The following is a 13,184-nucleotide window of genomic DNA, read 5'->3' on the forward strand; positions in this document are numbered from 1 at the left end:
CGACGACGGCAGGTTTTACGAGCGCGGCGCGGCCGAGCGGGAGCCAGCTCCCGCGCCACGGATGCCCGGCGTGTCTGGGGTTTTTGACTACGCTGAAACCGGCGCCTGAACTCTATCTGCCGGTTCCCTGTCTGAGAGGAGGAAATGCGCCTCGACTCGCGTTAAACTGCGCGGGTTTTTAGCCCCCCATTCCTCCGGAGCCTTCCATGTCCCGCGTTACCCTGAGTCGCTATTTGATTGAGCAGACCCGCAGCAACAACACTCCTGCCGATCTGCGCTTCCTGATCGAAGTGGTGGCGCGTGCTTGCAAGGAGATCAGCCACGCTGTGTCCAAGGGCGCCCTGGGCGGTGTCCTGGGCAGCATGGGTACTGAAAACGTGCAGGGCGAAGTGCAGAAGAAGCTCGACGTGATCTCCAACGAGATCCTCCTCGAAGCCAACGAATGGGGCGGTCACCTGGCCGGCATGGCGTCCGAGGAAATGGACAACGCCTACCAGATCCCGGGCAAATACCCGAAAGGCGCCTACCTGCTGGTGTTCGACCCGCTGGACGGTTCGTCGAACATCGATATCAACGCGCCGGTCGGCACCATCTTCTCGGTGCTGCGCTGCCCGAACGAACACCTGAGCCAGAACGAAGCCCTGAACGAAAAGGCCTTCCTGCAGCCAGGCACCCAGCAGGTCGCCGCCGGTTACGCCATCTACGGCCCGCAGACCATGCTGGTGCTGACCCTGGGCGACGGCGTCAAGGGCTTTACCCTGGACCGTGAAATGGGCAGCTTCGTACTGACCCACGAAGACATCAAGATCCCGGAGTCCACCCAGGAGTTCGCGATCAACATGTCCAACCAGCGTCACTGGGAAGCGCCGGTACAACGCTATGTCGGCGAACTGCTGGCAGGCGAAGAAGGCCCGCTGAAGAAAAACTACAACATGCGCTGGGTCGCCGCGATGGTCGCCGACGTGCACCGTATCCTGACCCGCGGCGGTTTGTTCATGTACCCACGTGACAGCCGTGAGCCGGAGAAACCGGGCAAGCTGCGCCTGATGTACGAAGCCAACCCGATGTCCTTCCTCATCGAGCAGGCGGGCGGTGCTTCCAGCAACGGCCACCAGCGCATCCTCGAGATCAAGCCTGAAGGCCTGCACCAGCGTGTGGCGGTGTTCCTCGGTTCGAAAGAGGAAGTGGCTCGCGTAACCGCTTACCACAAGGAATAAACCATGCTTGCGCCCTGGCAGCCTCTGCTCCAATGGTGGTTCGGTCTGGCCGATAAACCGGCCGAGATAGTGGCTGACAAGGGGCGCCTGTGGTTTGGCAAGCGCGACAGCCAGGACCTCGAGGCCCGCGAGCGCTTCGGTGACCTGGTGGAGCAGGCCCTGGCCGGCGGCTTGAGCGAGTGGGCGCAGGATCCGCAAGGTTGGCTGGCCCTGGTGCTGCTGCTCGATCAGTTGCCGCGCATGATCTACCGCGACACCCCCAAGGCGTTCGCCGGCGATCCCCGGGCCCAGGCACTGGTGGCCCAGGGCATCGCCGCGGACCTCGACCGGCGCCTGCCGGCCATGCGGCGCAGTTTCATCTACCTGGTGTTCGAGCATTGCGAGCACCTGGCAGTGCAGAACGAAGGGGTCTCGCGCTTTGCGGCCCTGCACGATGAACAGCCGGCCGAAGATCGCCCGGTGTTCGCCGACCATCTGGACTACGCCGAACGGCACCAGAAAGTCATTGCCCGCTTCGGGCGCTTCCCCCATCGCAATGAAATCCTCGGCCGTGAATCCACCGCCGAAGAACTGGCGTTCCTGAATGAGCCCGGTTCGCGCTTCTGACGGCCGGCCAGCATCACTTCTCCATTCGCCATAGGCGCTTCATCAGCAGTGACTGCAGATCCTTGCGTGTGTCGGCACTGATGCGGATAAAGACCCTGTTCTCCCGCACTTCGTAGATCACCCGGTTCATGCCCCACAGTACCTGGCGCTAGTGGCGCAGATTGAGCTGCTGGATTTCGTCAGCTACCACGCCAGGCTTGGGTAGGGAATCGACTGGTCAGGTAGTGTCTGAGCTCTTTGAGGTCGTGTTCTGCCGAATGCAGAATGACCACCTTGAATATCATTGCGGGTCGTCCTGCTCCTGCTCGGCAAACACCTGCCCTGTATCACGCAACTGGCCGGTTTCAATCTCCCGGTGGCCCAGGGCCAAAAGCTTCAACATGGCCAGGGGCGCTTGCTGTTCCTCAAAGCTTTGTACATCCATGACCAGCCGCTTGGCTTCAGCATTCTGGGTAACAACCAACGGCTCGCCGTCCGTTGCTTGGCGATCTCGGCGGTGTGGTTTTTCAGGTAACTGATGAGCGTGACCTGGGATGAAAGCTTCATGGGGCAGCTGGAAAGGCAGGGCCGAGCTTAGTCTTAATCCAGTTCTGTTGGGGGCGTACAGACCCGTGACTGTAGTGCTGAATGTCCGCGATCGAATGATTTCGCCGGCACGCCGGCTCCTGCGGGAGGGTGGCAGGAGCCGCTTGCCGGCGAAGTGGTTTCTCAGATCCGGAAGCTGCCCACCAGGTGCTGCAGGCGCTTGGCCTGTTGTTCCAGGTCGGCGCAGGCGCGCAGGGTAGCCTGCAGGTTTTCCACCCCTTCCTGATTGAGGGTGTTGATCTCGGTGATGTCGACGTTGATCGACTCCACCACCGCGGTCTGCTCTTCGGTGGCGGTGGCCACCGACTGGTTCATGCCGTCGATCTCGCCGATGCGCTGGGTCACGCTGCTCAGGCGCTCGCCAGCCTGATTGGCGATGCCGACGCTGCTTTCGCTCTCGCGCTGGCTTTCGGTCATGGTGCCCACCGCTTCGCGGGCGCCCACCTGCAGTTCTTCGATCATCTTCTGCACTTGCTGCGCCGAGTCCTGGGTGCGGTGGGCGAGGTTGCGCACTTCGTCCGCCACCACCGCGAAGCCACGTCCGGCTTCACCCGCCCGCGCCGCTTCGATGGCGGCGTTGAGGGCCAGCAGGTTGGTCTGTTGGGAAATGCTGGTGATGACCTCGAGGATCTGCCCGATGTTCACCGTGTTGCTGTTGAGGGTCTCGATGTTGTCGCAGGAGCTGCTGATCTTTGCCGACAGCTGATGCATGGCTGCGATGGTCTGGTCCACCACCTGCTGGCCGTCTTGCGCCAGGCTGCGGGCGTCGCTGGAATGCTGGGAGGCGAGGGCGGCGTTCTGGGCGATTTCCTGGGCGGCGGCGCCCAGTTGATTGATGGCCGCGGCCACGCTGCTGGTGCGTGAGGCTTGCTGGTCGGAGTTGAACATCGACGAGTTGGAGGCCGCTACCACCCGCAGCGCCACTTCGTTGACCTGGCCGGTGGCGGAGGAGACTTCACGGATCGAGCTGTGGATGCGCTCGACGAAGCGGTTGAACGACAGGCCCAGGGTGCCGAATTCGTCGTGGCCGTGGATCACCAGGCGCTTGGTCAGGTCACCTTCGCCTTCGGCGATGTCATGCATGGCCCGGCCCATCAGGTGCAGGGGCTGCATCAGCATGCGGATCAGCATGCCCAGCAGGCCGATGATGATCACCACCGCAATCAGCATGGCAATGATCGCCGAGGTGCGAAATTCGCTGAGCATGCCGTAGGCGGTGTCCTTGTCCAGGACCAGGGCCACGTACCAGTCGGCCGAGGGCACGCCATTGATGTGGGTGAAGGAGATCAACTGGGTCTTGCCATCCAGTTGCACTTCCTTCAGGCCGGGACTGATGCGCGGCGCGCCAGCGGGATAGGCCTCGGCCAGGCTCTTGAGCACCTGCTTGCTGTCGGGATGGATCAGGATCTTGCCATCGGCGCTGACGATGAAGGCCTGGCCATGACCGCCGAAGTTCAGGGAGTTGATGATGCTGCTGATGTTCGACAGGTCGATGTCGGCACCGGCCACGCCGATCATCTGGTTCTGGTGCTGCACCGGGGTGGCGACGGTGATCACCAGCTTGCCCGACGAAGCGGCGATGTAGGGTTCGGTGACTATGGTCTGCTGGGCGCTGTTGGCTGCCTTGTACCAGCCGCGGGAGCGGGGGTCATAGTCGGCGGCGCGGTTGCCGGCGGGCACCGAGAACATCACGCCGTCCTGGCCGCCGAAGTAGCTGAGCTGGAAGTTGCCGGTGTAGGCGGGCAGGCCGATGCTGCGCTTCAGGCTGTCGGTGCCGCTGCCATCGACGGCGATCTGCTGGGCCAGGGACTGCAGCAGCTGGATACGGCTTTCCAGCCAGGTCTGGATGTTGCTGGTGGTCAGGCTGCCCAGCTCCTGCATCGATGATTCGGTACTGCTGCGCAGGGCCTCGCGCTGTCGATAGTCGTTGAACAGAATAAAACAGGCGAACGCGACGGCGACCACAAGGGCGGCGGCCAGCAGGATCTTGTGGCTGAACTTCATATTTCTGGTCATTAAGTGAACTACCGCGAGGGGCTGGTCAACGAGGGGCGTCAATTTGCCACAGTGGAGGGCTTTGCGCTGCAGTTATGTCGACTGGCCAGCATCGAACATGAGGCTGTCGCCGGGAAAGCCGACGAAGTGCAGGCAGCGGGAAAAAGGTGATTGATTTGCAGAGGAAAATGCCCGAGTCGCCAGGCAACAAATACCCGGCGCTGCGGGGAACCAGATGGGGGTTTTCTCTTCTAAGCTTCTGGTTGGCCGCCAGGCCTTCCCCCTTTTGTCCAGGAGTTCACCATGTCCCTGCGTTCTCTCGCTCTGTTGTCGTTCTGCGTGCTGCTGGCCGCGTGCAGCAAGGTCAATCAGGAAAACTATTCCAAGCTTTCGGCGGGCATGCCCAAGGCCGAGGTAGAACAGCTGCTGGGCAAGCCAACGGACTGTTCAGGCGCGCTGGGCATGTCCAGTTGCACCTGGGGCGACAAGAACAGCTTTATCAGCGTGCAGTATGCCGGTGACAAGGTGCTGATGTTTTCCGGGCAAGGCCTGAAGTAAAAACCGGGGCTTCGGGCCCACGGGAGAAAAATAATGATGCGTTTTGTATTCACTCTTCTGGTCGGCCTGCTTTTGGCCGGCTGCGCCACGTCCCGGGACGATTCGCTGGCGCCCAAGACCGTCAACCACGTCGATCTCAAGCGTTACCAAGGGACCTGGTACGAGCTGGCGCGGTTGCCGATGTATTTCCAGCGCAACTGCGCGCAATCCGAGGCTCGTTACACCTTGCTCCCGGATTCCACTGTGGCGGTGCTCAATCGCTGCCTGACCCCGCAGTGGAAGTGGGAAGAAGCGCGTGGCACGGCGACGCCGCAGGTGCCGGGCAAGACCGACAAGCTGTGGGTCCAGTTCGACAACTGGTTCTCGCGGCTGCTGCCAGGGGCGACCAAGGGCGACTACTGGGTGCTGTATGTCAGCGATGACTACAAAACCGCGATTGTCGGTAACCCCAACCGGCGCTACCTGTGGCTGCTGTCGCGTACGCCGGAAGTCAACGAGACGGTGCGTGAAGAGTTGCTGAGCAAGGCTCGCCAGCAGGGTTATGACACCACCCGGCTGATCTGGCGGGTGTCGGATTCGGCCATGGCCCAGACTTCGAAATAAGCTCATCCGTAGGAGCCGGCTTGTCGGCGAAGGCGCTCGTGAGAATGCTTTCGCCGGCAAGCCGGCTCCTGCGGGTTGGGGTCAGTTGAGCAGGTCGCGCAGGACCTGGGTGAAGGCCCGGCTACTGTCTTCTTCGGCAGCGTGGCGCCCGTCACGCACCAGCCACTGGCCACCCACCATCACGTCCCTCACCTGGCGGTCGCCGCCGGCAAACAGCCAGCGGTTGAGAATCCCGTCGCCATCGGCGGTGGCCAGATAGGGGTCGTTGCCATCGAGCACCAGCCAGTCGGCGCGCTTGCCCACCGCCAAGGCGCCGATGGCCTGCCCCAGGGCCTGGGCGCCGCCGTCCAGGGCTGCGTCGTACAGGGTCCGGCCGACCATGGGCTGGTCCGGGCGATACAGGCGGTTGCGCCGCTGATCCCGCAGGCGCTGGCCGTACTCCAGCCAGCGCAACTCTTCCACCAGGCTCAATGACACATGGCTGTCGGAACCGATACCCAGACGGCCCCCTTGAGCGAGGAAGTCCACCGCCGGGAAGATGCCGTCACCCAGGTTGGCCTCGGTGGTCAGGCACAGGCCGGCAATGGCCTGGCTCCTGGCCATGAGGCTGACTTCCTCGGCGTTGGCGTGGGTGGCGTGCACCAGGCACCAGCGTTGATCCACCGCGACGTTTTCATACAGCCATTGCAGCGGACGCCGCCCGCTCCAGCCCAGGCAGTCATCGACTTCCTTCTGCTGTTCGGCAATGTGGATGTGCACCGGGCATTGCTGGTCGCTGGCGGCCAGCACTTCGCTGATCTGTTGCGGGGTGACCGCCCGCAGGGAATGAAAGCACAGGCCCAGTCGCTGGTTGGCCTGCTGGGCCAGCAAGGGCTGCAGGTGTTGCTGCAGCTTGAGGTAGTTGTCCGTGCTGTTGATAAAGCGGCGCTGGCCATCATTGGGTGCCTGGCCACCGAATCCCGAGTGGCTGTACAGCACGGGCAGCAGGGTCAGGCCGATACCGCTGCTGGCGGCTGCCTGGCTGATGCGCCGGGACAGTTCGGCAGGGTCGGCATAGGGCTGGCCGTCGGTGTCGTGATGCACGTAGTGGAACTCGGCCACCGAGGTATAGCCGGCCTTGAGCATCTCGATGTACAGCTGGCGAGCGATGATCTCCAGCTGTTCGGGGCTGATCTTGCCCACCAGGCGGTACATCAGGTCGCGCCAGGTCCAGAAGCTGTCATTGGGATTGCCGGCCACTTCCGCCAGCCCGGCCATGGCCCGCTGGAATGCATGGGAGTGCAGGTTGGGCATGCCCGGCAGCAGCGGGCCCTTGAGCCGTTCAGCACCTTCTGCGCTGGCATTGGCCTGCAGGTGAGTCAGTCGCCCGTCGGCACCGACCTCAAGACGTACATGGTTGGCCCATCCATCAGGCAGCAGTGCGCGCTCGGCAAAGAAGGCGGACATGGTTCAAGCACCCCATCGTAGGTTGTTTGTTATTTGTATATACATATACAGACGTTTGCCTGCCCGGTAAACTCCGGCAAGCTAGCCTCTTTCTCCGACCAACAAGGACCCATCGTGCCGACTCCGACTGCCACCTCGCTGCTGGCTGCCCATCTGGGCGATAGTCCGGCGCCCTTGTATGCCCGCGTCAAACAGATGATCACCCAGCAGATCGAGAGCGGAAACTGGCCGCCGCACTACCGTGTCCCGTCGGAAAGCGAGCTGGTCAGCCAACTGGGCTTCAGTCGCATGACCATCAACCGCGCACTGCGGGAGATGACTGCCGAAGGCATGCTGGTGCGCATGCAGGGCGTGGGCACTTTCGTCGCCGAGCCCAAGAGCCAGTCGGCGCTGTTCGAAGTGCACAACATCGCCGACGAGATCGCCTCCCGTGGCCATCGCCACACCTGCCAGGTCATTACCCTGGGCGAGGAGGCTGCCGGCTCCGAGCGTGCCCTGGCCCTGGACATGCGCGAAGGGCAGAAGGTCTTCCATTCGCTGATCGTGCATTTCGAGAACGACATCCCGGTGCAGATCGAGGACCGCTTCGTCAATGCGCTGGTGGCACCGGAGTACCTCAAGCAGGATTTCACCCTGCAGACTCCTTATGCCTACCTGTCCCAGGTGGCGCCGCTGACCGAGGGCGAGCATGTGGTGGAGGCGATTCTCGCCGAGCCCGAGGAATGCCGGCTGCTGCAGATCGAGCGGGGCGAGCCTTGCCTGCTGATCCGCCGTCGCACCTGGTCCGGGCGCCAGCCGGTGACGGCCGCGCGCCTGATCCACCCCGGTTCCCGTCACCGCCTTGAAGGACGCTTTCATAAATGACCCAGTCCACGCTGTTACGTGCCGCCGACTACCCGCGCATGCCCTGGAAGAACGGCGGTGGCAGCACTGAAGAGATCGCCCGCGATGCCGGCGCCGGCCTGGATGGCTTCGGCTGGCGCCTGTCGATTGCCGACATTGCCGAGTCCGGTGGTTTTTCCAGCTTTGCCGGGTATCAGCGGATCATTACCGTGCTGCAGGGCTCGGGCATGCAGCTCAGGGTCGATGGCGAGGAGGTGCGGCCCTTGCTGCCCTTCGATCCATTCGCCTTCAAGGGCGACAGTCAAGTGGACTGCACCTTGCTCGACGGGGCGATCCGCGACTTCAACCTGATCTATTCCCCCGAGCGCTACAGCGCCCGTTTGCAGTGGCTCGATGGCCAGCAGCGGTTCTTTACCCAGGCGCACAGCGTGCTGGTGTTCAGCGCGGCCGAACAGGTGGGGGTGGATGTCAATAACGCGCCCGTGCAGGCCTTGGGTCGTTATGACTGCCTGCACCTGGACGGCAATCTCCAGGTGCTGGAAATCGCCCTCGACGGGCATTGCTGCGTGATCGAGCTCAGCGGCGTCTGATCCATCCGCGGTTTCCCCCGGCCTGGGGGCATTGCAGAACTCCCTCTCTCCCTTGATCTGTACCTCGGTCCGCCCCGGACCGAGGCGTTCGATGCTGGGCAAGGCCTAGCCCCTGTGTTCCCCCGCATGCTGTTTCTTCTGTGCAGCAAATTGTTACCGAACGCCCCAATACGGCGCAAAGGCGGGTTCTGGTAACAGCGGCGCGCCTGGCGAAAACCGCCAGTCCCCAAAAACCTGTCTAGCCAAAGCCCCGTGCCACAAGGGTTGCAGATTATTTCCGAGGTTTATCAGATTCCTCTCGATGGAGTTGGCCGCTTGATTGCATATGCTTGTATGTACAAGTAAATATGTGTGCGTAAGAGTCGATGGAATCCTCTTCGCACCTTGGACTCATCGCCGAGGAGTTTTTCCGTGACTGACAGCAAACCTACGAAATACCGGAACGTCGAAATTCGCGCTGCCCGTGGCAACAAGCTGACCGCCAAGAGCTGGCTGACCGAAGCGCCGCTGCGCATGCTGATGAACAACCTCGACCCGGAAGTTGCCGAGAACCCCAAGGAACTGGTGGTCTACGGCGGTATTGGCCGCGCAGCGCGCAACTGGGAGTGCTACGACAAGATCGTCGCCGCCCTGACCGAGCTGAATGACGACGAAACCCTGTTGGTGCAATCCGGCAAGCCGGTGGGCGTGTTCAAGACCCACAGCAACGCGCCGCGGGTGCTGATCGCCAACTCCAACCTGGTGCCGCACTGGGCCACCTGGGAGCACTTCAACGAACTGGATGCCAAGGGCCTGGCCATGTATGGCCAGATGACCGCCGGCAGCTGGATCTACATCGGCAGCCAGGGCATCGTCCAGGGCACCTACGAGACCTTCGTCGAGGCCGGCCGCCAGCACTACAACGATGACCTCAAGGGCCGCTGGGTCCTGACCGCAGGCCTCGGCGGCATGGGTGGCGCCCAGCCCCTGGCCGCGACCCTGGCCGGCGCCTGCTCGCTGAACATCGAGTGCCAACAGACCAGCATCGATTTCCGCCTCAAGACCCGCTATGTCGACGAGCAGGCCAAGGACCTGGACGACGCCCTGGCGCGCATCGCCAAATACACTGCCGAAGGCCGTGCGATCTCCATTGCCTTGTGCGGTAACGCCGCCGAGATTCTTCCGGAAATGGTCCGTCGCGGCGTGCGCCCGGACATGGTCACCGACCAGACCAGCGCCCACGACCCGCTCAACGGCTACCTGCCGGCCGGCTGGACCTGGGACCAGTACCGCGAGCGCGCCAAGACCGAGCCTGCGGCGGTGGTCAAGGCGGCCAAGCAATCGATGGCAGTGCACGTCAAGGCCATGCTCGACTTCCAGAAGCAGGGCATCCCGACCTTCGACTACGGCAACAACATCCGCCAGATGGCTCAGGAAGAGGGTGTCGAGAATGCCTTCGACTTCCCCGGTTTCGTCCCGGCCTATATTCGTCCGCTGTTCTGCCGCGGCATCGGTCCGTTCCGCTGGGCTGCACTGTCGGGTGACCCGCAGGACATCTACAAGACCGACGCCAAGGTCAAGGAACTGATCCCCGACGACGCCCACCTGCACAACTGGCTGGACATGGCGCGCGAGCGCATCAGTTTCCAGGGCCTGCCAGCACGTATCTGCTGGGTCGGCCTGGGCCTGCGCGCCAAGCTCGGCCTGGCGTTCAACGAAATGGTGCGCAGCGGCGAACTGTCGGCGCCGATCGTCATCGGCCGCGACCACCTGGACTCCGGTTCCGTGGCCAGTCCGAACCGTGAAACCGAATCCATGCAGGACGGTTCCGATGCCGTGTCCGACTGGCCATTGCTCAACGCCCTGTTGAACACCGCCAGCGGCGCGACCTGGGTTTCCCTGCACCACGGCGGCGGCGTCGGCATGGGCTTCTCCCAGCATTCGGGGATGGTCATCGTCTGCGACGGTACCGACGAAGCGGCCGAGCGCATCGCCCGGGTCCTGCACAACGATCCGGCCACCGGGGTCATGCGTCACGCCGACGCCGGTTATCAGATCGCTATCGATTGCGCCAAGGAACAGGGCCTGAACCTGCCGATGATCACCGGCCAATAACCACCCCCTCTCTGTAGGAGCCAGCTTGCTGGCGAAGCAAGCAGCGCGGTGCGTCAGACACAGCGCCGCGCGAGCAAGCTCGCTCCTACAGCTGACATCGTCTGCAGTGCCCATAGAGGTTCGACGTCCATGGCTTCATCGAATGATCGTGCAAGCAACAAACCGTTGATCGAAAGGCGTTCGATCGACTACATCCCGGAAGCGGAAAGACACGGTCGTCTGTTGAGCCAGTTCACCCTGTGGCTGGGTGCCAACCTGCAAATCACCGCGATTGTCACGGGTGCCCTGGCGGTGGTGTTGGGCGGTGATGTGTTCTGGTCGTTGATCGGCTTGCTGGTCGGTCAATTGCTGGGAGGCGGGGTCATGGCCCTGCATGCGGCCCAGGGCCCGCAGCTCGGGCTGCCGCAGATGATCTCCAGCCGCGTGCAGTTCGGCGTCTATGGCGCGGTGATTCCCCTGGTGCTGGTGTGCCTGATGTACGTCGGCTTTTCCGCCAGCGGTTCGTTGCTGGCCGGGCAGGCGGTGGCGCAACTGCTGCACGTTGAAGACTGGGTCGGCATCCTGCTGTTCGCCGGCTCGATCATGGTCTTCACCATCTTCGGCTACCGGGTGATCCACGGCATCGGCCGGATTGCCAGCGTGCTCGGCGTGGTGGCCTTCATCTATCTGTTCTACAAGTTGCTGGCAGGCAACGACATCGCGGCCCTGCTCGGCAACAAGCATTTTTCCCTCGCCAGCTTCCTGCTGGCGGTGTCGCTGTCGGCCTCCTGGCAGATCGCCTTCGGCCCCTATGTGGCGGATTACTCGCGTTACCTGCCGCGCAGCACCTCGGCGGCCAAGACCTTCTGGGCAGTGGGCCTGGGTTCGGTGATCGGCGCTCAGGCCTCGATGGTCTTCGGGGTGTTCGCCGCGGCCCTGGCCGGGTCGCAGTTCGCCCACCACGAGGTGTCGTTCATCGTCAGCCTCGGCGGTACCGGGATCGTTGCCGGCCTGCTGTATTTCGCCGTGGCCTTCGGCAAGGTCACGGTGACCACCCTGAACGCCTACGGCAGCTTCATGTCGATCGCCACCATCATCAGCGGCTTCCGTGGCAGCCGGCATATCGGCAGCGGCGTACGCCTGCTCTACATCTTCATCATGGTGTCGCTGGCCGCCACCCTGGCGCTGCTGGGCAAGGATTCGTTCCTCAAGGACTTCTCCGCCTTCATCCTGTTCCTGCTGGCGTTCTTCACGCCCTGGAGCGCGATCAACCTGGTGGACTTCTACTGCATCACCAAAGAGCGCTATGACATCCCGGCGCTGTCCAACCCGGACGGTCGCTACGGTCGCTGGAATGTCATGGGCATCAGTATCTATGTGTTCGGCGTGCTGATTCAGATGCCGTTCATTTCCACCCACTTCTACACCGGCCCCCTGGTGGCGAGCCTGGGAGATACCGACATCTCCTGGATCATCGGCCTGGTGGTGCCCGCGGCGTTGTACTACGTCTGTGCGAAGAAGTGGCATGGCGCGGTGCCCGAGCACCTGATCCTGCCGGTAGAGCAGGACGCGCCCATCGAACAAAAGCTGAGTGAGGCCGGCCGCGCAGCTGCGGTGTGAGTCTTGACGGGACGTGGACAGGGCTGGATGCCTCTTAACTGCCGTAAGCCAACTCATGATTAGGAGCGTCACACAATGAAAATGCATAAGACCCTGCTGACCACGTTGCTGTCCATGGGCCTGCTGGCCGCTTCCGGCGCCCAGGCCGCGGGCTGGTGCGAGTCGGGCAAGGCGGTGAAGTTCGCCGGCCTGAACTGGGAAAGCGGCATGCTGCTGACCGACGTGATGCAGGTGGTCCTGGAGAAGGGCTACGGCTGCAAGACTGACAGCCTGCCAGGCAACTCCATCACCATGGAGAACGCCCTGGGCAGCAATGACATCCAGGTCTTCGCCGAAGAATGGGTGGGCCGCAGCGAGGTGTGGAACAAGGCCGAGAAGGCCGGCAAGGTGGTGGGTGTCGGCGCGCCAGTGGTGGGAGCCATCGAAGGCTGGTACGTGCCGCGCTATGTGATCGAGGGCGACGCCAAGCGCAAGCTCGAGGCCAAGGCCCCGGACCTGAAGAACATCGCTGACCTGGGCAAGTACGCCAGTGTCTTCAAGGATCAGGAGGAACCGACCAAGGGGCGCTTCTACAACTGCCCGGCGGGCTGGACCTGCGAGCTGGACAACAGCGAGATGCTCAAGAGCTACGGCCTGGAAAGCAGCTACACCAACTTCCGCCCGGGCACTGGCCCGGCCCTGGATGCGGCGGTGCTGTCGAGCTACAAGCGCGGCGAACCGATTCTCTTCTACTACTGGTCGCCGACCCCGCTGATGGGCCAGGTGGACCTGGTCAAGCTCGATGAAAAACCTGGCGTGGACAAGAGCGTGACGGTCAAGGTCGGTCTGTCGAAGACCTTCCATGACGAGGCCCCGGAGCTGGTGGCCGTGCTGGAGAAGGTCAACCTGCCGATCGACCTGCTGAACCAGAACCTGGCGCGCATGACCAAGGAGCGCATCGAGTCGCCGAAACTGGCGAAAGTGTTTCTCAAGGAACATCCTGAAGTCTGGCATGCCTGGGTCAGTGAAGAGGCGGCCAGGAAAATCGACGCGGCCTTGTAGGTGGAGC

Annotated in this window: 11 protein-coding genes and 2 pseudogenes; 9 read left to right on the top strand and 4 right to left on the bottom strand. The window is 62.9% G+C overall.

What is annotated here, in order from left to right:
- Positions 1 to 206: 206 nt before the first annotated feature.
- Both ACZ5BO_RS03220 and ACZ5BO_RS03225 read left to right on the top strand, forming a co-directional pair.
- Positions 207 to 1,217 carry a class 1 fructose-bisphosphatase gene (locus ACZ5BO_RS03220; protein WP_025130247.1) on the top strand — a complete coding sequence of 337 codons (1,011 nt, stop codon included), beginning with the start codon at positions 207 to 209 and terminating at the stop codon, positions 1,215 to 1,217.
- Between the two features lie 3 nt (positions 1,218 to 1,220).
- Entirely contained in the window at positions 1,221 to 1,823 is a 603-nt protein-coding gene (locus ACZ5BO_RS03225; RefSeq protein WP_025130248.1) for a DUF924 family protein, read from the top strand.
- Positions 1,824 to 2,103: 280 nt separating this feature from the next.
- Here ACZ5BO_RS03225 and ACZ5BO_RS03230 read toward each other — a convergent pair.
- The 3 genes and pseudogenes from ACZ5BO_RS03230 to ACZ5BO_RS03240 form a co-directional block, all read right to left on the bottom strand.
- Positions 2,104 to 2,369 (bottom strand): annotated as a pseudogene (locus ACZ5BO_RS03230) (prevent-host-death protein).
- 162 nt (positions 2,370 to 2,531) lie between these two features.
- Positions 2,532 to 3,296, bottom strand: coding sequence for a methyl-accepting chemotaxis protein (locus ACZ5BO_RS03235; RefSeq protein ID WP_464701177.1), 765 nt, complete (start codon positions 3,294 to 3,296; stop codon positions 2,532 to 2,534).
- Positions 3,297 to 3,389: 93 nt separating this feature from the next.
- Positions 3,390 to 4,424 (bottom strand): annotated as a pseudogene (locus tag ACZ5BO_RS03240) (HAMP domain-containing protein); the annotation flags it as partial.
- Positions 4,425 to 4,706: 282 nt separating this feature from the next.
- Between ACZ5BO_RS03240 and ACZ5BO_RS03245 the strand changes: the two are divergent.
- The gene (locus ACZ5BO_RS03245) at positions 4,707 to 4,961 is read left to right on the top strand and encodes a hypothetical protein (protein ID WP_011058771.1); all 255 of its coding nucleotides are present in this window, start codon (positions 4,707 to 4,709) and stop codon (positions 4,959 to 4,961) included.
- 33 nt (positions 4,962 to 4,994) lie between these two features.
- Positions 4,995 to 5,564, top strand: coding sequence for a lipocalin family protein (locus ACZ5BO_RS03250; RefSeq protein WP_025130251.1), 570 nt, complete (start codon positions 4,995 to 4,997; stop codon positions 5,562 to 5,564).
- Between the two features lie 81 nt (positions 5,565 to 5,645).
- Here the strand turns inward: ACZ5BO_RS03250 and ACZ5BO_RS03255 are convergent, their stop codons facing one another.
- Positions 5,646 to 7,010 (bottom strand): formimidoylglutamate deiminase, encoded by a 1,365-nt coding sequence (locus ACZ5BO_RS03255; protein WP_464698222.1) that lies wholly within the window; start codon positions 7,008 to 7,010, stop codon positions 5,646 to 5,648.
- A gap of 195 nt (positions 7,011 to 7,205) precedes the next feature.
- Here ACZ5BO_RS03255 and hutC point away from each other — a divergent pair, with 195 nt between their 5' ends.
- The 5 genes from hutC (at position 7,206) to ACZ5BO_RS03280 (ending at position 13,177) form a co-directional block, all read left to right on the top strand.
- A complete protein-coding gene (gene hutC, locus ACZ5BO_RS03260; protein WP_256244710.1) occupies positions 7,206 to 7,874 on the top strand; it encodes a histidine utilization repressor in 669 nt (222 codons plus the stop codon).
- A complete protein-coding gene (locus tag ACZ5BO_RS03265; protein ID WP_464698224.1) occupies positions 7,871 to 8,443 on the top strand; it encodes a HutD/Ves family protein in 573 nt (190 codons plus the stop codon). The genes hutC and ACZ5BO_RS03265 overlap by 4 nt, the downstream gene beginning before the upstream one ends.
- Positions 8,444 to 8,854: 411 nt before the next feature.
- Positions 8,855 to 10,537 (top strand): urocanate hydratase, encoded by a 1,683-nt coding sequence (hutU, locus tag ACZ5BO_RS03270; RefSeq protein WP_025130255.1) that lies wholly within the window; start codon positions 8,855 to 8,857, stop codon positions 10,535 to 10,537.
- A 129-nt stretch (positions 10,538 to 10,666) separates the two neighbouring features.
- Positions 10,667 to 12,136: a purine-cytosine permease family protein gene (locus ACZ5BO_RS03275; RefSeq protein ID WP_025130256.1), complete on the top strand. Its 1,470-nt coding sequence runs from the start codon at positions 10,667 to 10,669 to the stop codon at positions 12,134 to 12,136.
- A 75-nt stretch (positions 12,137 to 12,211) separates the two neighbouring features.
- Positions 12,212 to 13,177, top strand: coding sequence for an ABC transporter substrate-binding protein (locus tag ACZ5BO_RS03280; RefSeq protein WP_025130257.1), 966 nt, complete (start codon positions 12,212 to 12,214; stop codon positions 13,175 to 13,177).
- The last annotated feature ends 7 nt before the right edge of the window (positions 13,178 to 13,184 follow it).

The sequence above is a fragment of the Pseudomonas sp. FFPRI_1 genome (assembly GCF_055384485.1).